We start from the raw sequence: 16,397 nt of genomic DNA, 5'->3' as shown, positions 1-16,397 counted from the left end.
GGCAGGTTACTCACGTGTTACTCACCCGTTCGCCGCTCGAGTACCCCGAAGGGCCTTTCCGCTCGACTTGCATGTGTTAAGCACGCCGCCAGCGTTCGTCCTGAGCCAGGATCAAACTCTCCAACAAAAACTTTGGAAAAGCGAATCCCGGCAACAAATAAGTGTTGCCAAAGGAATTTCCAGACCCGAAGGTCCGGGGGTAATTCTTCTTGGCACTGGCTTATCAAGCACCCTGTTGAGTTCTCAAAGAACAACCGCTACCCGGTTAACCGCCCCGGGGCACTCGCTCAACTTTACTAGGTCTTCCTGGCCGTGTCAACCGGTATCTCCCGGTTGGTGCCGATCTGCCCTAGCTTGCCTCCCCCGCCCTGAAGCGCGCAGCATTGCTGCGATCAGCAGTTCGAAGGATTTGGCAGGACGGCCGTCAAGCGAATCTCTCCGCTTGCCTCGCCCGTTTCCCTGCCGGCTCGCAAAACATTACAGGCTCGTTCCCGGGCCGCCAAATCGGGTACCACTGTCTCACGTATGCGCAGGTCAGCGCAGCTAAACACGCACCGAGACCACTCCGCCGGACACCTCGACGCGCAGCAGCGGCTGATCACTGGCGGCCGGTCCGTGCACGACACCACCGTCGGTAAGCCTGAAGACACTCCCGTGCCACGGGCACACCACACACGCCGACTCTCCCGACCCCACGACATCGCCCTCACCGAGCGGCCCCGTCTCGTGCCCGCAGGCCTCGATCATCGCGGTCACCTGGTCGCCCAGGCGGTAGAAGAGCACGGGCACGTCCCCGACGTTCCGTACGAAGGGCTTTCCCTCCGGCATCGAGGCGAGCGAACCGACCACGACCGGCGAGGAAGGGATCCGCATCAACGCCGGCATCGCCTGATTGACGCCCGCGCCACGGGCGTACGACAAATGACCCCCGAGGTAGGCACCCAGCCCAGCCACCGACAGACCGGCGAAGCTCAGCGCCCGCCCGGACCGCCCGCGCAGGCGGGCCACCAGCGAGGCCGCGTAGAGACCGACCGCGACGGCGTTGGCCGAGGCGTGCACGAGGCCCAGGCGCTGACGGTCTTTCGTCATCTGAGACCAGTCGAGCCAGCCCGCCGCTATCGCCGGCGGCGCGCTCGCCACCCCGACGCCGACCAGCGTGGTCGCCGCCTTGCGGGTCCCCGGCAGCAGATCGAGGATCGCGGACGAGATGAACGCACCCACCGGCACCTGCACCAGCACCGGGTGCAGGGGATGACCCAGCCACGTGCCGTGCAGCAGGTCGCGGAGTCGCTGCGGTCTGACCGCGGCGGTCACGGCGGCCTGGAGCTTCTCCACCACGGGATCGAGGCGGCGGTTCTCTTCGAGCCGGTTGAGGATCTGCATGCAGAGGCGGTTCCCGATAGAGGACGGGTGAAACGGGGTACCAGCCATTCATGACGGCGGTGGACAGGCTGACGGCGGGTGATCACGCGTGCCTGACCTTCAGCGACACGGAGGAGCGGCTCGATCTGCTGGCCGCCTTCGTGACCGCCGGCGTTCAGCGGGGTGAGCGGATCCTCTGCTTCACCGACGCGCTCAGCGTGGACGATCTTCACCACGATCTGCGACTCCGGGGCGTTCCGGACGAGGAGGAGATCCGGCCCGCCGCTGACCTCTGGGCCAGCGGCGCCTCACCGGACGCGTCGATCATGGTGCGGCGTCTCGCGGCGGAGCGCGACCGTTCCCCGCACGGTCTGCGGGTCACCCTCGACATGTGCTGGGCTGCCCGCCCGCAGGCCGGGGCCGAGCAGTTGCTCGTCTTCGAGAACGAGGTGGCCAAGCTGTTCGCCGACGGCGGCATCACCGCCATCTGCGAATACGACCGGGAAGCGTTCGATTCGGTCACTTTGGCGTACGCCTCCCGGACGCACCCGAGAACGGTGACCGCCACCGTCTACCACGAGGACGCGACGCTACGGATCTGCCGCCAGCACGTTCCGCCGGGCGTGCGGGTCGCCGGCGAGCTCGATGCCGGCGGGGCCGGTGCGCTGCGGGACGCGCTGGCCGAGGCCGTGCGGCTCGATCCGGATGTGCATCTCAACCTCGGTCACCTGCGCCGTCTGGACGACGACGCGGCCGCCGTGATCGTGCGGGCGGCCTCCGGCCTGCCCCGCAACCGGCACATGATCGTGGTCGGCGACCGCCGGACCGGCCGTGCGCTCCGGCTGGCCGGGGCGCACGGCGTGCCGAATCTGCGGTTACTGGAGAAGCCCTTCTAGCGCCGATCCGATTCCACGGTGGAACGTCGGGTAGGCCCAGATGGTGCTGTGCAGTGTGGACACCGGAACGGAGGCGTGCACGGCGACCGACAGCGCGCCGATCATCTCCCCGCCCGACGGCCCGGCCGTGGTGGCGCCGACGATCACGCCGCCGGCCGCGACGAGCTTGATGAAGCCGTCGTTGCCGGGCCCGTGGATGAAACCGCGGGACGTCGACGACAGGGGCACATGTCCGACCCGCACGTCCAGGCCGGCGTCGCGGGCCTGCTTCTCGGTGAGGCCGACCGCGCCGATCTCGGGATCGATGAAGGTGACCCGCGGCTTGGCCCGGTAGTCGGCGGCCGGGCCACCCTGGCCGAGGATGTCGCGGACCGCGATGTCGGCCTCGTACATCGCCATGTGGGTGAAGGCCCCGTTGCCGGTGACGTCGCCGACGGCCCAGACCTTGTCGGCGGCGCGCATCCATTCGTCGGTTTTCACGAAGCGCGCCGACGTGTCGACGCCCAGCGCCTCGAGGCCGGCCAGGCGGGCCGCCCGGCCGGTCGCGACCAGCATTTTCTCGCCGGTGAGGGTCGAGCCGTCGTCGAGCGAGACGGTGAAGCCGTCGTCGTAGGAGACCTGGGTCGCGTGGACGCCGGTCCGGATCGTCACCCCGTCGGCGGCCAGGGCCTTCGCCGCCACCTCGGACGACTCCGGCTCCTCCATGGCGAGCAGCCGGGCGCTGCCCTCGATGATCGTCACCTGGACGCCGAACCGGGCCAGCACCTGGGCCAGCTCGACCCCGATGGCGCCACCGCCGAGCACCAGCAGCGTCGCGGGCAGCACCTCGAGTTCGACGACGTCGCGGTTGGTCCAGTACGGCGTGCCGGCCAGCCCGTCGATCGGCGGGATCACGGCCGACGTGCCGGTGGCGATCACGATGCCGCGCGTGGCGGCGTACACCTGGTCGTTGACCTGGATCTTGTTCGGTCCGACGGCCTCGGCCGTGCCTCGCACGAAATGCCCGCCCTTGCCGGTGAACCGGTCGACCGCGACCTTGTCGTTCCAGTCGTCGGTGGCGGCCTCGCGGATGCGCTTGGCCACCGGCTGCCAGTCCGGGGTGACGGTCGCGACCCCGGCCAGCCCCGGGATGCGCCACGCCTCGGCGATCGCCGACCCGGCCCGCACCATCATCTTCGTCGGCACACACCCCCAGTACGGGCACTCGCCGCCGACCAGTGTGTTCTCCACCCCCACGACGTTCAGCCCGGCCGCGGCCAGGCGGCCCGCGGCCTCCTCGCCGCCGACTCCCAGCCCCATGACGACCACGTCGACCTCAATCTCGCCCATGGCTCCACCTAAGCATCTGCGCGCGTTACCGTGCCCCGGATGGAGGGCTTGATCGCATCAGGTTTCGAGGCCGTCGCCACGGCGTTCGCCACCGACCCCCGGGGCGGTTCCGCTTTGACCGTTCTCCGGCATGGCGAACCGGTGGTCGAGATCTACGAGGGCTGGCGGGACGCGGCCCGCACCCAGCCCTGGACGGCGGGCACGCTGGTCGATGTCTATTCGACCGGGAAGCCGGTCATCGCCGCGGCTGTCCTGCGGCTCGGCATCGATCTGGACAAACCGATGTCCGCTTACTGGCCGTCCTTCCAGGCCGCGGTTTCGGTACGCCAAGTGCTCTGCCACACCGCGGGGCTGGCGTCGTTCCCGATCCCGCGCCCGGTGTCGGCCTGGGCCGACTGGGATCTGCTCTGCGCCGATCTGGCCGCGGCCACGCCCTCGTGGGAGCCGGGATCGGTGGCCGGGGAGCACGCGTTGACGTACGGCCATCTGCTCGGCGAACTGGTCCGCCGCGTCGATGGCCGGTCGCCCGCTCGGTTCGTACGGGAAGAATGCGGTCCTGACCTGCTCTATGCCCTGACCCCGGCCGAGCAGGCCCGCTGCGCCGAGCTCGAATATTCGTCGCCGGACTGGCTCGCGGCGACGCTGGCGCGCTCGTCGATGCTGGCCAACCCGCCGGGCGCTTTCGACGTGGATGTGGTGAACAGTCCGCTCTGGCGCCAGGCGACGATCCCGGCCGTGAACCTGCACACCACGGCGACCGCCATCGCGCGCTTCTACGCTTTTTCGGCCGCCGACCTGCCCGTGCCGCAGTACACGGGACCCGACCTGTTCATCGGCGAGGAGGTGACCTGGGGTTACGGCGTCCAGTTCGAGCCCGACGGCAGCTGGGGGCACGGTGGCACGGGAGGCTCGGCCGGCTGGTACGACCCGGCTCGCGACCTGGCCATCGGTTACGTCACCCGGCGCCTGGGCGACTTCGCCGCCGTCGACCGCGTCGAGCAGGCCCTGCACGACCTCTGATCACCAAAGGTCAGAATCCCGGCTCGGCACGATCGGCGCGCATCCACGCCCGCAGCTGCCGCAGGATCGGCTCGGTGATGCGGACGCCCTGGTTGGCGACGATGTCGAAGGGTGCGACGTCGCGCGGAGAGCCACCGGTGAACACGGCGACGAGGTTGCGGTGGCCCTCCCAGTTCAGCCACACCGGGCCGCCGCTCTGCCCCTGAGCCGCGTCCAGGTCGAAGGTCATCCGCGCCGGGTCGAGCAGCCGGCCGGTGGAGAGCCACTGCGTCGATCCCCGATCGAGCCACTCCGGCATGTCGGGGATGTGGCCGGTGCAGGCGGCGAGATCGGCCGGCGTCGCGGGTCCGCGCGCGGGCCGGTCCCGGCACTTGTCGACCGGGTAGCCCACGTGGTTGACGAGGACGTTCTCCCGGCGCAGCCGCCGGAGCAGGTCGGCGTCGTAGGCCCGGATACGGGTGTTGCCGCCGAAGCGCGGATGGCCCCACCAGCCCAGCGGCGGGGGCGGCAACTGCATCGTGACCACCGGAGGGAAACGCGAGCCGAGCGGTGCGTCCAACGTCAGAAGGGCGAAATCACCCGGAGCGGGGCCGAAGACGCGCCGGGTGTTGCCATTTCGGGCCTGCCGGTTCGCCGCCGCCCGCCACAGAGGAGAAACGCGCATCGTCCGGACCGTGGAGGCGTTGCCGAGCAGCGCCCGGTCGTTCCGGGCCGGCGCGACCTGCATGTTGGCCGACCAGAAGTAGCGCATGGGCAGCGCGGTGCGGTTCGAGTAGTCCTCGAGAACGTTGTGGGCGGCGGTCAGCACGTGACGTTCCCCGATGAGGGTTCCCGACCCTCGCACGAGGAGCCGGTCGCCGGTGTGGGGGTCCGCCACCTCCCAGCCGAGGCAGCAGACGAAGCGGAACGGTGTCCGCAGGGTGTTCCTGACGAGGTCGCGTTCGTCGGGCAGGAAGATCTCGGTTTCCTGCCCGGCTCGAACACCGAGTCCGTTTCTCATGCCCCGTGGGCAGCAAGATGCGGACCAGCCCGCCGCTAAGGCGCGAGATCGATGGCGGCCCGCATCTCGGCGTCCATGTGGAACGGGACCGACTCGTGCTCGTGGGTCACCAGCCAGCGGCCGTCGACGCGGCGCAGGCCCAGGGTGACCCGGTACCAGAGGGTGAACGGCTCGGTGCTGCCCTTCGGGGTGGCCGTCATCGAGTCGATGCTGGTGGCGAACGCGACGTCGCCGTCGGCGGTGATCTCGAGCTGGGTCACCTCACGGCGGGGCGGAGCCTCGAACGTGGCCAGCCACCGCTCGGTCGGCGTGGGGTCGGTGGTGTCCACGCGCGTGCTCAGTGGTGGAGCCAGGCTGAACTCGACCACCTCGGGGGCCGAGTAGGCCAGCATCGCCTTGACGTCGCCGGCCTGGAGCAGGGCGGCGCGGCGCTCGATGACCTCGCGGATCTCTTGCATGTGGGCCTCCTTGAAGGAAGAAATCTCGTCGGAGACGTCGAAGCCGGTGCCGTGGTTTCGACATCCTGGGCGAGGACGAGAGGAGACGAGCGATGAAATATCTGATCCTGATTCAGTCGAACCCGCGCAGCCTGGCCGTCTGGGACAAGATGTCCGACGACGACCGCACGGCGTTCGGCAAGGGACACCTGAACCTGAACGCGGAGATGCGGGAGGCGGGCGTGCATGTCGCCTCCGAAGGGCTGGCCGATCCGTCGCTGGCCAAGTGGGTGTCGGTGCGCGGTGGGGAGACGATCGTCTCCGACGGTCCGTACGCCGAGGTCAAGGAGCATCTGGCCGGCTTCTACCTGATCGACGTGGGCAGCCTGGAGGAGGCGACCGCCTGGGCGGCCAAGGTGCCGGACGCCGCGAACACCGAGGTCGAGGTGCGGCCGATCCTCGACATGAGCGCATGGGAATAGAGGGCGTTCTCCGCACTGCCGCGCCTCAGGTGCTGGGCGCGGTGGTGCGGCGCTACGGCGACTTCGACGCCTGCGAGGACGCCGTGCAGGAGGCGCTGCTGGCGGCGGCCAGGCAGTGGCCGGCCGAGGGGGTTCCCGACGATCCGCGGGCCTGGCTCATCCGGGTGGCGTCGCGGCGCCGCGTCGAGACGCTGCGCAGTGATCAGGCCCGGCGCCGGCGGGAGGCTCTGCCTCCCGATCCGCTTCCGGTGGTACGCGGTGACGACGAGCTCACGCTGCTCCTGCTCTGCTGCCACCCGAAGCTGGCGCCCTCGTCGCAGATAGCGCTCACGTTGCGGGCGGTCGGCGGGCTCACCACGGCCGAGATCGCCCGGGCTCTGCTGATTCCGGAGAGCACGGTCGGGCAGCGGATCAGCCGGGCCAAACGGCGCATCAAGGAGACCGGCGCCCGGTTCGTCGAGGGCAGTCCTGAGGCCGTACGCCAAGTGCTTTATCTGATCTTCAATGAGGGGCACACGGCGAGCGCGGGCCCGGAGCTGCAACGGGTCGAGCTGAGCACCGAGGCCATCCGCCTGACACGGCAGCTGCACGCGCGGCTGCCGGACGACGGCGAGGTCACCGGACTGCTCGCGCTGATGCTGCTCACCGACGCCCGCCGGCCGGCCCGGACCGACGACGGCGCCCTCGTGCCGCTGGCCGAGCAGGACCGGGCGAAATGGGACCGCGCGGCGATCGGCGAGGGCATCCGCCTGATCACCGCGGCGCTGCGGGAGACCGCCGTCGGCCCGTTCCAGGTCCAGGCGGCCATCGCCGCCGTCCACGCCGAGGCGGCCCGGGCCGAGGACACCGACTGGCCGCAGATCCTCGAGCTCTACCGCCTGCTCGACGTGCTCGCGCCCGGTCCGATGGTCACCCTGAACCGGATCGTGGCCCTGGCCGAGGTGGACGGGCCGCTCGTCGCCCTGCGCGCGCTGGAGGAGCTCTCGCTCGACCATCACCGGGTGGCGGCGGTCCGCGCGCATCTGCTGGAGAAGGCTGGTGATCTTGTGGCGGCCGAGAAGGCGTACGAGGAAGCCGCCCGTAAGACTTTGAGCCTGCCCGAACGGCGCTATCTGGAGTCGCGGGCCTCGCGTCTGCGGAACTGCGAGGCATGAAAAGGGGCCACGGCGGTAAGAAGGGCGGGGCCCGCCGGCCTTGACGTTATGACGGACGCAACCGGGCCGGCGGGCTCCGCTTTTACCCGCCCGGGCGTACCGGGCGGGGGTTCACGGCCGCAGCCAGACCGCCTCGTCCCGGTGTGACTCGAGCGGCCCTGGATAGTCGAGGCCGCGGCGCACGTCCGCCGGCAACCGCCACGGCTGGTGGACGGCCACGCCCTCGATTCCCTTGAGCTCCGGTACGTAGCGACGAACGTACACGCCCGACGGGTCGAAACGCTCCGCCTGGCGGATCGGATTGAAACGGCGGTAGGGCCGGGTGTCGTTGCCGGTGCCGGCGACCCACTGCCAATTGCCGGAATTGTTGGGCACGTCCCCGTCGAGCAGCCACCGGAAGAACCACTGCACTCCCGGCCTCCAGTCGAGGCCGAGATGCTTGGTCAGGAAGGCCGCGGTGATCAGGCGGGCCCGGTTGTGCATCCATCCCTCCGCCCGGAGCTGGCGCATCCCGGCGTCCACGATCGGCACGCCGGTGAGGCCATCCTTCCAGTGCTGGAGGGCGTCCGGATCATCCCGCCATGATGAGTCGGCGGCCGGGCGCATCGGCTTCACCGAGATCTCCGGGAAGGCCAGCGTGACCTGGTAGTAGAAGTCACGCCAGCACAGCTGCCGGACGTACGGCTCGTTCTCGCGCGCGGCGTTGGCCAGTTCGAGCGGCGACAGACATCCGAAGCGCAGGTACGGGCTGAGCCGGCTCGTCCCGTCGGCCGGCATGTCGTCGTGCAGGTCGGCGTACGGCTCCAGATGGCGCAACCACGTCGAAAGCCGGCGCCGCGCCTCGGTCTCCCCGCCCTCGGCGGCGCCGGGCGACTCGCCGTCGGGCAGCGACGGCAGGCGCCCGACCGCGACACCGTGCGGCAGCGTGATCTTCTCGGGCGCCGCCACCTCGTCGCGCCACTGCGCCGTCTGCCAGACGCGGAAATACGGCGAGAAGACGCGGTACGCCTGTCCACCGCCGCCCGGGCGCAGCGCTCCCGGATCGACCACGGTCAGGCCGGGGAAGAGCCGCAGGGCGATCCGGTGCCGTTCGCACTCGCGGCGCAGCCGCTCCTCGCGGCGGCGGGCGTAGCCGCTGACGTCGGCCGCCATGCCGATGCCCTCGGCGCCGACCGAGCGGGCCACCTCGATCGCCTCGGCCACCGGATCGCCCATGCGGACGACCAGGTCGCCGCCGCGGGCCCGCAGCGTCCGGCGCAGGTCGGCCAGGGTCTGGTGCAGAAAGCGCGTCCGGTTCGGGGAGAGCTTGCCCAGGGCGGGATCGAGCACGAAGAGCGGCACCACCCGCTCGGCGGCGGCGCACGCGGCGGCCAGTGCGGGGTTGTCGTGCACCCGCAGGTCGCGGGTGAACAGAACGACGGCGGTCCGCATCAGGCGACCAGTTGCACGGGGGTGCCGGGGCGGGTCAGCAGGCTGCGCACGGCGACTCCGGCCCGGCGCCGGTTGGGCACGGTGGCCCGGCCCGAGAAGACGTCGTAGTCGGCCGCCTCGATCTCGGCCAGGATGCCGCCGTACAGGGCGAACGCCGTGCGCATGCACGCCTGCGAGGCCGGTTCGAGCATCGGGATGCCCGGCGCGGCCGCCGCGTAGTGCTCCCGGGCGCGTTCGATCTCGTGCTTGATCAACGCTTTGACGGCCGGTGTCGATTGGCGTTTCTCCAGCGTGCGGCGGGTGACGCCGAACTCGGAGAGGTGCGACTCGGGCAGATAGACGCGGCCGCGGTCGAGGTCCTCGGCGACGTCGCGGATGAAGTTCGTCAGCTGGAAGGCGAAGCCGAGCTGGCGGGCCGGCTCGCGGGCGGCGACCGGATCGCTCGACCCGAGGATCGGCAGCATCATCGTGCCGATCACGGCGGCCGAGCCCTCCATGTAATCGAGCAGGTCGTCGTACGTCGCGTACGACGTAACCGTGAGATCCATCGCCATGCAGCGCAGGAACGTCGCGAAATCGTCCACGTCGAGGTCGAAGACGGCGATGGTGTGCAGCACGGCCGGCAGCAGCGGATCGTCGACCGGCTCGCCGCGCAGGCCGGCCACGAACAGGTCGGACCATTCGGTCAGCAGCGCGGTCCGCTCGACCGGCGGCAGGTCCTCGGTGCGGTCGACGATCTCGTCGGCGTAGCGGGTGAAGCCGTAGAGGGCGTGCACATGGCGGCGCTTCCAGGCGGGCAGGAGCCGGGTCGCCAGGTAGTAGGTGCGGCCGTGCTTTTTGTGTAGTTCGCGACAACGTTCATACGACGCGGCCAGATCTTGATCCACTTTTTCTCCCACCAAATCGACGCACGAATCGACGCAACCCTGAGGCTAGGGTACGGTAAATCTCGTGGCCAACGACACGCTCGAGGGAAACAGGCACCGCGGGATACCCCGCCAGGGCGCCACCCCCCACTCGCTCATCCACGCGATCCAGGGCACGCTGGCCGACTTTCTGGCCATGCAGACCGCTTCGCTCGACGCCATCGACCCGGAGCTCGGCGGCTTCGCCCGCACGGCTCGTGACCTGGTGCTCGCCGGCGGCAAGCGCCTGCGGCCCGTCTTCGCCTACTGGGGCTGGCGCGGCGCCGTCGGGCCGGACGAGCCGATCGAGCCCGTGCTGCCGGCGTTCGCGGCGCTCGAGCTCATGCACACGTTCGCTCTGGTCCACGACGACGTCATGGACGAATCGGACACTCGCCGCGGCCGGCCCACGGCCCACCGCATCTTCGGCCAGCGCAACGGCGAGCGGTTCGGTTCCGCCGCCGCGATCCTGATCGGCGACCTCTGCCTGGTCTGGGCCGATCAGCTGCTGGCGCGGGCCCGGGCGCCGCAGGGCGTGCGGGCCGTCTACGACCGGATGCGGGTCGAAGCGATCGCCGGGCAATATCTCGACGTGCTCGGTGAGGCCGAGCCCGACTCGTGGTCGGTCGAGCGCGCGCTGCTCGTGGCCCGGCACAAGACCGCCAGCTACACGATCCAGCGCCCCCTGCAATTCGGCCTCGCCCTCTCCGGGCTCGCACACCCCGAGATCGATCTGGCGTACGGACAGTACGGCCTCACCGTCGGTGAGGCGTTCCAGCTGCGCGACGACCTGCTCGGCGTCTACGGCGACCCCTCGGTCACCGGCAAGCCCGCCGGTGACGATCTGCGGTCGGGCAAGCCGACAGCCCTGCTGATGCTGGCCCGCCGCCTCGCCTCTCCCGCACAGCGAGAGGCCCTCGACCCCGCCGGAGCCGTCAACCCCGCCGACGGCTCCGGCGGGCTTACCCGAAAAGCGCAGGTGATCGCCGAGACGGGCGCTCCCGCCCGCCTCGAGGCGATGATCCAGGAGCGGGTCGCCGACGGCATCGCCGCGCTGGCCGGCGCTCCCCTCCACGAGGACGCGCGTGCCGCCCTCATCGAGCTTGCGGTGCGGGCCACGCACCGACCGGCATGATGTCCCCCATGCGAACCGTCACTGGCCCCACCGAGCGGGTGGTCATCGTCGGCGCCGGCCTGGCCGGCCTCGCCTGCGCCCTCCATCTGGCCGCGGCCGGCCGTCAGGTCACGGTCGTCGAGCGCGAGGCGGTGCCGGGCGGCCGGGCCGGGCGGCTGAGCCTTCAGGGGTACGAGTTCGACACCGGGCCGACCGTGCTGACCATGCCCGAGCTGATCGAGGAACCCCTCGCGGCCGTCGGCGAGAAGCTGTCGGACTGGCTCGAGCTGACGCCGATCGACCCCGCCTACCGGGCCTACTACCCGGACGGGTCCACGTTGGACGTCAAGACCGACACGGTACGGATGGCGGCCGAGATCTCCCGCGTCTGCGGCCCCCGTGAGGCCGACGGATATCTGCGGTTCGTCGACTTCGCGCGCCAGCTGTGGAAGCTCGAACGCGACCACTTCATCGACCGCAACCTCGACACCCCCGTCGACCTGGTCAACCTCAACCTGCTGAAACTGCTCGGCCTGGGCGGCTTCCGGCGGCTCCAGCCGAAGATCAACCAGTACTTCCGCGATCCGCGTACCCAGAGGATCTTCTCCTTCCAGGCGATGTACGCCGGGCTGGCGCCCCAGGACGCGATGGCCATCTACGCGGTCATCGCCTATCTCGACTCGGTCGCGGGCGTCTACTTCCCCAAGGGCGGCATGCACGCCGTCCCCAAGGCCCTGGCCGGTGCGGCCGAGAAACACGGCGTCGAGTTCCGGTACGACACGACGGTCACCGAGGTCACCACGGCGCACGGCCGGGCCACCGGCGTGATCACCGCCGACGGCGAGCGCATCCCGGCCGACGTGGTCGTCCTCAACCCCGACCTGCCGATCGCGTCGCGTGACCTGCTGCCTCCCCGGCGGCAGCGCAGTCTGACGTACTCGCCCTCCTGCGTGGTGCTGCACATCGGCTCCGACCGGACGTACAGCAAGATCGCCCACCACAACATCCACTTCGGACATCAGTGGCGCGGCACCTTCGACGAGGTGATCCGCAAGGGCATGCTGATGAGCGACCCGTCGCTGCTGGTGACCAACCCCACCCACACCGATCCGACGGCGGCGCCGGACGGCAAGCAGACGTACTACGTGCTCGCCCCCGCGCCCAACCTCGAGGCCGGCCCGATGAACTGGCGGGGCGATCTCGCCGAGCGGTACGCCTCGTCGCTGATCCGGACGCTGGAGCAGCGCGGCTACGTCGGCTTCGGCGACGGCATCGAGGTCCAGCGGATCATCACACCGGCCGACTGGCTCGACCAGGGCATGGCGGCCGGCACCCCGTTCGCGGCGGCGCACACGTTCGCCCAGACCGGGCCGTTCCGGCCGTCCAACCTGCATCCGACCCTGCCGAACGTGGTCTTCACGGGCTCGGGCACACAGCCGGGCGTGGGCGTGCCGATGGTCCTGATCTCGGGAAAGCTGGCGGCCGGAAGGATCACGTCGTGACCGCGCGCGAGGCACATCTGGTCGAACTGGTCGACACCGAGGGTGAGGTGCTCGGTTCGACCACAGTCGACCAGGCGCATCGCGCGCCCGGGCAGTTGCACCGGGCATTCTCGGTGTTCCTGCGGGACGAGACCGGGCAGGTGCTGCTGCAACAGCGGGCGGCGGTGAAGACACGCTTCCCGCTCCGATGGGCCAACACCTGCTGCGGGCATCCGGCGCCGGGCGAGGACCTCGCGGTCGCCGCGGGCCGGCGCCTCGGCGAGGAGCTGGGCCTGCCGCCCGTCCCGCTGACCGAGGTGGGGGTGTACGCGTACTACGCGGAGGACCCGGCCACCGGACGGGTCGAGTACGAGTACGACCACGTGCTCCTGGGCGATCTGCCGGCCGGTGCGCGGCCCGCGCCGGACCCGTCCGAGGTCAGCGACCTGCGGTGGGTCCCGGTGCCGGCACTCCTCGACGAGCTCGGTGGCGACTCACGGTCGTACGCACCCTGGCTTCTCGGAGTGACCACCCGCCTGGCCGAACATCTCGGCGTCGCGCCGTCATCGGAGCGGTCGGGTGGCCGTTGACGGACTGACCGCCGGGGCCGTGGCCCGTCGACTGGGCGTGGCGGTCACGACCTTGAGGACCTGGCATCAGCGGTACGGCCTCGGGCCGTCCGCGCACGTGCCGGGGCACCATCGGCGGTACACCGAGCACGACCTGGACCGTCTGAAGGTCATGCAGCGGCTCGTCGCGCAGGGCGTGGCCCCGGCCGAGGCCGCGGCGTGGGCCCGGCGCGTCGATTCGCTGACCATCACCGACTTCGCCGACGCGCCTTTTCATGATCCGCCCGCCGGTCCCCGGCGCGATGGCGGCGGGCTGGCCATTCCCCTGGGCGCGGCATCGCCGCCCGCCCGCGGACTGGCCCGGGCCGCCATGCGCCTGGACGCCCCCGCGATGCGCGACATCCTCCAGGTCGCCATCGCTGAGAACGGGGTGGTCGAAGCCTGGAACCACGTCGCCATGCCCGTCCTCATCGGTATCGGCGAGCGTTACGAGGCCACCAGGCGCTTCGTGGAGGTCGAACACCTGATCTCCCGAACCGTCACCGAGGTCCTCGGCGCGGTGCCCCGCCCACCCGCCACAGACCACCCACCGCAGATCCTCCTGAGCGCCGCCGACGAGGAACAGCACACGCTCCCGCTGGAGGCCCTGGCGGCCGCGCTGGCCGAGGCGGGCGTACCCAGCCGCCTGCTGGGCGGCCGGGTGCCCAGGGACGCCCTGGCCGACGCGATCGCCCGCACCGGCCCCAGGGTGGTCGTGCTGTGGTCACAGACCCCCCGCACCGGCGATCCGGACCAGCTGCTCGAGGTGCTCCACTCGCCGCACCCGCCGCTGCTGACCGCCGCCGCGGGCCCTGGCTGGCCCCACCCCCTGCCCGACAACGTGGTCCAGCTCACTGACCTGACTTCGGCCGTGCAAACCCTCGCAGCGGCCGCCCGGACCTGAATTTTCGCAGGTCAGAAAGGTGGCCACCCCCAACGGGATACCGGTTTGGAGCCGGGGCGGTCGATCACGTATGCTTTCCAAGCCTCAAGCGGGGCCCGGTTGGGGTCTACGCCGCAAAGTATTGTGAACATGCAATACTGGCGGAGTTGCCCTCATCGTCTAGTGGCCCAGGACGCCGCCCTTTCAAGGCGGTAGCACGGGTTCGAATCCCGTTGGGGGCACTGGTAAGTCGGCAGTGTAAGGTATGCCGAGGCACCAGCCGGTAGGAAAAGAAGTACAGAGCAAGGTCCTGTGGAGCAGTTGGAGTGCTCGCCGCCCTGTCAAGGCGGAGGTCGCGGGTTCAAGTCCCGTCAGGACCGCAACACCCAAGGCCAGGTAGCTCAGTTGGTACGAGCGTCCGACTGAAAATCGGAAGGTCGGCGGTTCGACCCCGCCCCTGGCCACCAGGCCTCTCGCCGGGCCCTGAGCATCGTCCACCTGCGGAAACGCACGGTGGACGTTTTGCTTTCCGGGACTTTTCGAGCCAGCCGTCCCTCACCACGCCGGCGAGGGTCCGCTCTTCGGCGCTTTCCCCACCCGGAAGCGACGGTGCCCGCGGCCAGGGGGAGGCCGCGGGCACCGGGGGTGAGAAGGTTTCGAGGACCACGGGCACCAGCCCTGCCCGTGCGGGGGTTCCTCTCGGCCTCCTCGGTGATCCCTCTTTCCGCGAAGGTTCAGAATCGGTCGCGCCCCGACCTTGTTGAGGTTTTCCGCGCCGCGTTCTGCGCCGCCCGGGTGCGCTCCGAACGGGCCAACCGAAATCGGCTGGTTGCGGGCTGACTGCTGTGCGACGACGCGCCTCAACACCCGCCTGGTCCTGGCTTCGGTTCCGCTGCTGCTCGCCGCCGGCTGCGGAAACAACGCCGAACCGGCCGCCCAGCAGCAGCCCACGCCGACCTCGGTCGCGCCCGCGGAGCCGACCTCAGCGGCTGCCCGGCCGCGTCCGAGGATGCTGCCCCGACCGCGTCCGAAGATGCTGTGCCGGTTGCGTCCGAGGATGCTGTGCCGGCTACCGCCGCGGCGATCGTTGGGAAGCTGAAGGCGTCGGGGCTCGGGCTCACCCGCGTGGTCGTGCGAAATGAGGACACCGATCCGAACAACCTTCTCGGGCCCGATTCTCGGCAGCGAATGGCATTACCGGACCGGTGACGGCAGCGGCCTCGTGCGGGTGTCCGGCCACGTCAAGCCGTCGTTGGCGAAGAAAGGCTGTCGCGGGGCTCTGAGAACCGGTGCCCGCGGCCAGGGGGACGCCGCGGGCACCGGGTGAGAAGGCCTCGAGGATTACGGGCACCAGCCCTGCCCGTGACGGGCCTTCTCGGTGATTCCTCTTTCCGCGAAGGTTCAGAATCGGTCGCCGGGCCGGGCGGTTGAGGGATTGGGCTGGGCATTTCGCGCTTATTCGGGCTGGGGTCGGGGCCTTGATGGGGCGCCGCGCGTTCGACGAGAGTGTGTCCAGATCGGTGGGCAGCGGTTCGAGGAGGAACGCGGTGCTGACTTTCACCAATGCGGCGGAGCAGGCGGCCTGGGCCATGGCCGAGGCCCTCAGCGAGAAGGCCTTCGAGGCCATGCGGCTGGCCGAGGAGGCTCAGGAGAAGTTCCGGGCCGGGCGCATGGCCATGCGTAAACAGTTCCGGGCCCGTGGCCTGTCCGACGTCGACGCGAGCATCCGCTGGAAGGGCACCGCGCAGGCGCAGGCCGCGTGGGCCGACCAGGAGTACTACATGGGCCAGGCGTCCATGTACAACGAGGCCGCCGCCGCGCAGTACGCGAAGGCCTTATATCTCAAGGGGCACTAGGCGGCCCGGTGGCGCAGCGTGGCCACCGTCGAGCCGGCCAGGGCCAGCAGGCAGTCGGGCAGCTGGCCGTCGGCGATCGCCGCGCCGAACAGGGCCTCGCCGGTCGGGATGTCGCCGTTGACGTAGGCGCTCACGAAACGGGCCACCCAGCGCTTGTCGTACCGCGCGTCGTCGATGCCGGGGAAGTCGAGGGTCCAGGCGCCGCCGGAGGGGATCTGAGGTCCCACCATCGTGGCGGCCAGGCACCACGCCACGTCGTAGGCGCCGACGATGCCGTCGCGGTCGACGACGGCGTCGAACGTGCCGACCACGGCATCACTGTCGCCGGTCAGCGCACGCTGGAGCACGAGCGCCGCGTCGTCGAAGGCGTGCTGTGGAACCTCGGTCACGTGAGAAAAGGTACGTGGATCGGTCAAGGTTCGCCCGCTGACATCAAAAA

At 70.3% G+C, this 16,397-nt stretch carries 16 protein-coding genes, 3 tRNA genes and 1 rRNA gene (1 of these 20 only partly in view); 12 read left to right on the top strand and 8 right to left on the bottom strand.

The genetic code is table 11. From position 1 onward, the window contains the following. Positions 1-127, bottom strand: a 16S ribosomal RNA gene (locus ACQP2X_RS00855); it reaches 1,392 nt to the left of the window's first position. Positions 128-543: 416 nt separating this feature from the next. Beyond that, the gene (locus ACQP2X_RS00850) at positions 544-1,383 is read right to left on the bottom strand and encodes a Rieske (2Fe-2S) protein (protein ID WP_498693682.1); all 840 of its coding nucleotides are present in this window, start codon (positions 1,381-1,383) and stop codon (positions 544-546) included. Between the two features lie 50 nt (positions 1,384-1,433). On the opposite strand from ACQP2X_RS00850, the gene ACQP2X_RS00845 reads away from it, so the two are divergent. Beyond that, a complete protein-coding gene (locus ACQP2X_RS00845) occupies positions 1,434-2,258 on the top strand; it encodes an MEDS domain-containing protein (protein WP_498693680.1) in 825 nt (274 codons plus the stop codon). Here ACQP2X_RS00845 and ACQP2X_RS00840 read toward each other — a convergent pair. Further along, complete coding sequence (locus tag ACQP2X_RS00840; protein WP_498693679.1) at positions 2,238-3,587, bottom strand: dihydrolipoyl dehydrogenase family protein; 1,350 nt, start codon at positions 3,585-3,587, stop codon at positions 2,238-2,240. The two genes, ACQP2X_RS00845 and ACQP2X_RS00840, sit on opposite strands and share 21 nt — an antisense overlap. Positions 3,588-3,626: 39 nt before the next feature. Between ACQP2X_RS00840 and ACQP2X_RS00835 the strand changes: the two genes are divergently transcribed. Next, the gene (locus tag ACQP2X_RS00835; RefSeq protein WP_498693678.1) at positions 3,627-4,607 is read left to right on the top strand and encodes a serine hydrolase domain-containing protein; all 981 of its coding nucleotides are present in this window, start codon (positions 3,627-3,629) and stop codon (positions 4,605-4,607) included. 10 nt (positions 4,608-4,617) lie between these two features. Here ACQP2X_RS00835 and ACQP2X_RS00830 read toward each other — a convergent pair whose 3' ends face one another. Beyond that, on the bottom strand, positions 4,618-5,607 hold the full coding sequence (locus ACQP2X_RS00830; protein WP_498693676.1) for a trypsin-like serine peptidase: 990 nt from the start codon (positions 5,605-5,607) through the stop codon (positions 4,618-4,620). Between the two features lie 35 nt (positions 5,608-5,642). Next, positions 5,643-6,065, bottom strand: coding sequence for a nuclear transport factor 2 family protein (locus ACQP2X_RS00825; protein WP_498693674.1), 423 nt, complete (start codon positions 6,063-6,065; stop codon positions 5,643-5,645). A 92-nt stretch (positions 6,066-6,157) separates the two neighbouring features. On the opposite strand from ACQP2X_RS00825, the gene ACQP2X_RS00820 reads away from it, so the two are divergent. Beyond that, positions 6,158-6,526, top strand: a complete 369-nt coding sequence (locus ACQP2X_RS00820) for a YciI family protein (RefSeq protein WP_498693673.1) — start codon at positions 6,158-6,160, stop codon at positions 6,524-6,526. Continuing rightward, complete coding sequence (locus tag ACQP2X_RS00815; RefSeq protein WP_498693672.1) at positions 6,517-7,680, top strand: RNA polymerase sigma factor; 1,164 nt, start codon at positions 6,517-6,519, stop codon at positions 7,678-7,680. The genes ACQP2X_RS00820 and ACQP2X_RS00815 overlap by 10 nt, the downstream gene beginning before the upstream one ends. A 111-nt stretch (positions 7,681-7,791) precedes the next feature. Here the strand turns inward: ACQP2X_RS00815 and ACQP2X_RS00810 are convergent, their stop codons facing one another. Then, the gene (locus ACQP2X_RS00810) at positions 7,792-9,111 is read right to left on the bottom strand and encodes a cryptochrome/photolyase family protein (protein ID WP_498693671.1); all 1,320 of its coding nucleotides are present in this window, start codon (positions 9,109-9,111) and stop codon (positions 7,792-7,794) included. Then, positions 9,111-9,998, bottom strand: a complete 888-nt coding sequence (locus tag ACQP2X_RS00805) for a phytoene/squalene synthase family protein (RefSeq protein WP_498693670.1) — start codon at positions 9,996-9,998, stop codon at positions 9,111-9,113. Before ACQP2X_RS00805 ends, ACQP2X_RS00810 begins: the two co-directional genes overlap by 1 nt. Positions 9,999-10,062: 64 nt before the next feature. Here ACQP2X_RS00805 and ACQP2X_RS00800 point away from each other — a divergent pair, with 64 nt between their 5' ends. The 8 genes from ACQP2X_RS00800 (at position 10,063) to ACQP2X_RS00765 (ending at position 15,958) form a co-directional block, all read left to right on the top strand. Next, a complete protein-coding gene (locus ACQP2X_RS00800) occupies positions 10,063-11,151 on the top strand; it encodes a polyprenyl synthetase family protein (protein ID WP_498693668.1) in 1,089 nt (362 codons plus the stop codon). Between the two features lie 8 nt (positions 11,152-11,159). Then, positions 11,160-12,632 carry a phytoene desaturase family protein gene (gene crtI / locus ACQP2X_RS00795; protein WP_498693666.1) on the top strand — a complete coding sequence of 491 codons (1,473 nt, stop codon included), beginning with the start codon at positions 11,160-11,162 and terminating at the stop codon, positions 12,630-12,632. Then, positions 12,629-13,201 carry an isopentenyl-diphosphate Delta-isomerase gene (idi, locus tag ACQP2X_RS00790; RefSeq protein ID WP_498693665.1) on the top strand — a complete coding sequence of 191 codons (573 nt, stop codon included), beginning with the start codon at positions 12,629-12,631 and terminating at the stop codon, positions 13,199-13,201. Before crtI ends, idi begins: the two co-directional genes overlap by 4 nt. Then, on the top strand, positions 13,191-14,123 hold the full coding sequence (locus ACQP2X_RS00785; RefSeq protein ID WP_498693663.1) for a MerR family transcriptional regulator: 933 nt from the start codon (positions 13,191-13,193) through the stop codon (positions 14,121-14,123). The genes idi and ACQP2X_RS00785 overlap by 11 nt, the downstream gene beginning before the upstream one ends. 148 nt (positions 14,124-14,271) lie before the next feature. Next, a tRNA-Glu gene (locus tag ACQP2X_RS00780) sits at positions 14,272-14,344 on the top strand. Positions 14,345-14,408: 64 nt separating this feature from the next. Next, a tRNA-Asp gene (locus ACQP2X_RS00775) sits at positions 14,409-14,482 on the top strand. A gap of 10 nt (positions 14,483-14,492) precedes the next feature. Beyond that, positions 14,493-14,569: transfer RNA gene (locus ACQP2X_RS00770), tRNA-Phe, on the top strand. A gap of 1,080 nt (positions 14,570-15,649) precedes the next feature. After that, entirely contained in the window at positions 15,650-15,958 is a 309-nt protein-coding gene (locus tag ACQP2X_RS00765; RefSeq protein WP_498693662.1) for a hypothetical protein, read from the top strand. Here the strand turns inward: ACQP2X_RS00765 and ACQP2X_RS00760 are convergent. Continuing rightward, complete coding sequence (locus ACQP2X_RS00760; protein ID WP_498693661.1) at positions 15,955-16,347, bottom strand: hypothetical protein; 393 nt, start codon at positions 16,345-16,347, stop codon at positions 15,955-15,957. The genes ACQP2X_RS00765 and ACQP2X_RS00760 overlap by 4 nt on opposite strands. Between the last annotated feature and the right edge of the window lie 50 nt (positions 16,348-16,397).

The sequence above is a fragment of the Actinoplanes sp. CA-131856 genome (assembly GCF_050956135.1).
In the GTDB taxonomy this organism is placed as follows: domain Bacteria; phylum Actinomycetota; class Actinomycetes; order Mycobacteriales; family Micromonosporaceae; genus Actinoplanes.
Note: the sequence above shows the minus strand (reverse complement) of the source record. Positions and strands in the feature narration are given on the sequence as shown.

Excerpts from the sequence above, each read along its gene's own strand:
- ACQP2X_RS00850 (WP_498693682.1), bottom strand. The coding sequence starts at position 1,383 with ATGCAGATCCTCAACCGGCTCGAAGAGAACCGCCGCCTCGATCCCGTG.
- ACQP2X_RS00845 (WP_498693680.1), top strand. The coding sequence starts at position 1,434 with ATGACGGCGGTGGACAGGCTGACGGCGGGTGATCACGCGTGCCTGACC.
- ACQP2X_RS00840 (WP_498693679.1), bottom strand. The coding sequence starts at position 3,587 with ATGGGCGAGATTGAGGTCGACGTGGTCGTCATGGGGCTGGGAGTCGGC.
- ACQP2X_RS00835 (WP_498693678.1), top strand. The coding sequence starts at position 3,627 with ATGGAGGGCTTGATCGCATCAGGTTTCGAGGCCGTCGCCACGGCGTTC.
- ACQP2X_RS00830 (WP_498693676.1), bottom strand. The coding sequence starts at position 5,607 with ATGAGAAACGGACTCGGTGTTCGAGCCGGGCAGGAAACCGAGATCTTC.
- ACQP2X_RS00825 (WP_498693674.1), bottom strand. The coding sequence starts at position 6,065 with ATGCAAGAGATCCGCGAGGTCATCGAGCGCCGCGCCGCCCTGCTCCAG.
- ACQP2X_RS00820 (WP_498693673.1), top strand. The coding sequence starts at position 6,158 with ATGAAATATCTGATCCTGATTCAGTCGAACCCGCGCAGCCTGGCCGTC.
- ACQP2X_RS00815 (WP_498693672.1), top strand. The coding sequence starts at position 6,517 with ATGGGAATAGAGGGCGTTCTCCGCACTGCCGCGCCTCAGGTGCTGGGC.
- ACQP2X_RS00810 (WP_498693671.1), bottom strand. The coding sequence starts at position 9,111 with ATGCGGACCGCCGTCGTTCTGTTCACCCGCGACCTGCGGGTGCACGAC.
- crtI (WP_498693666.1), top strand. The coding sequence starts at position 11,160 with ATGCGAACCGTCACTGGCCCCACCGAGCGGGTGGTCATCGTCGGCGCC.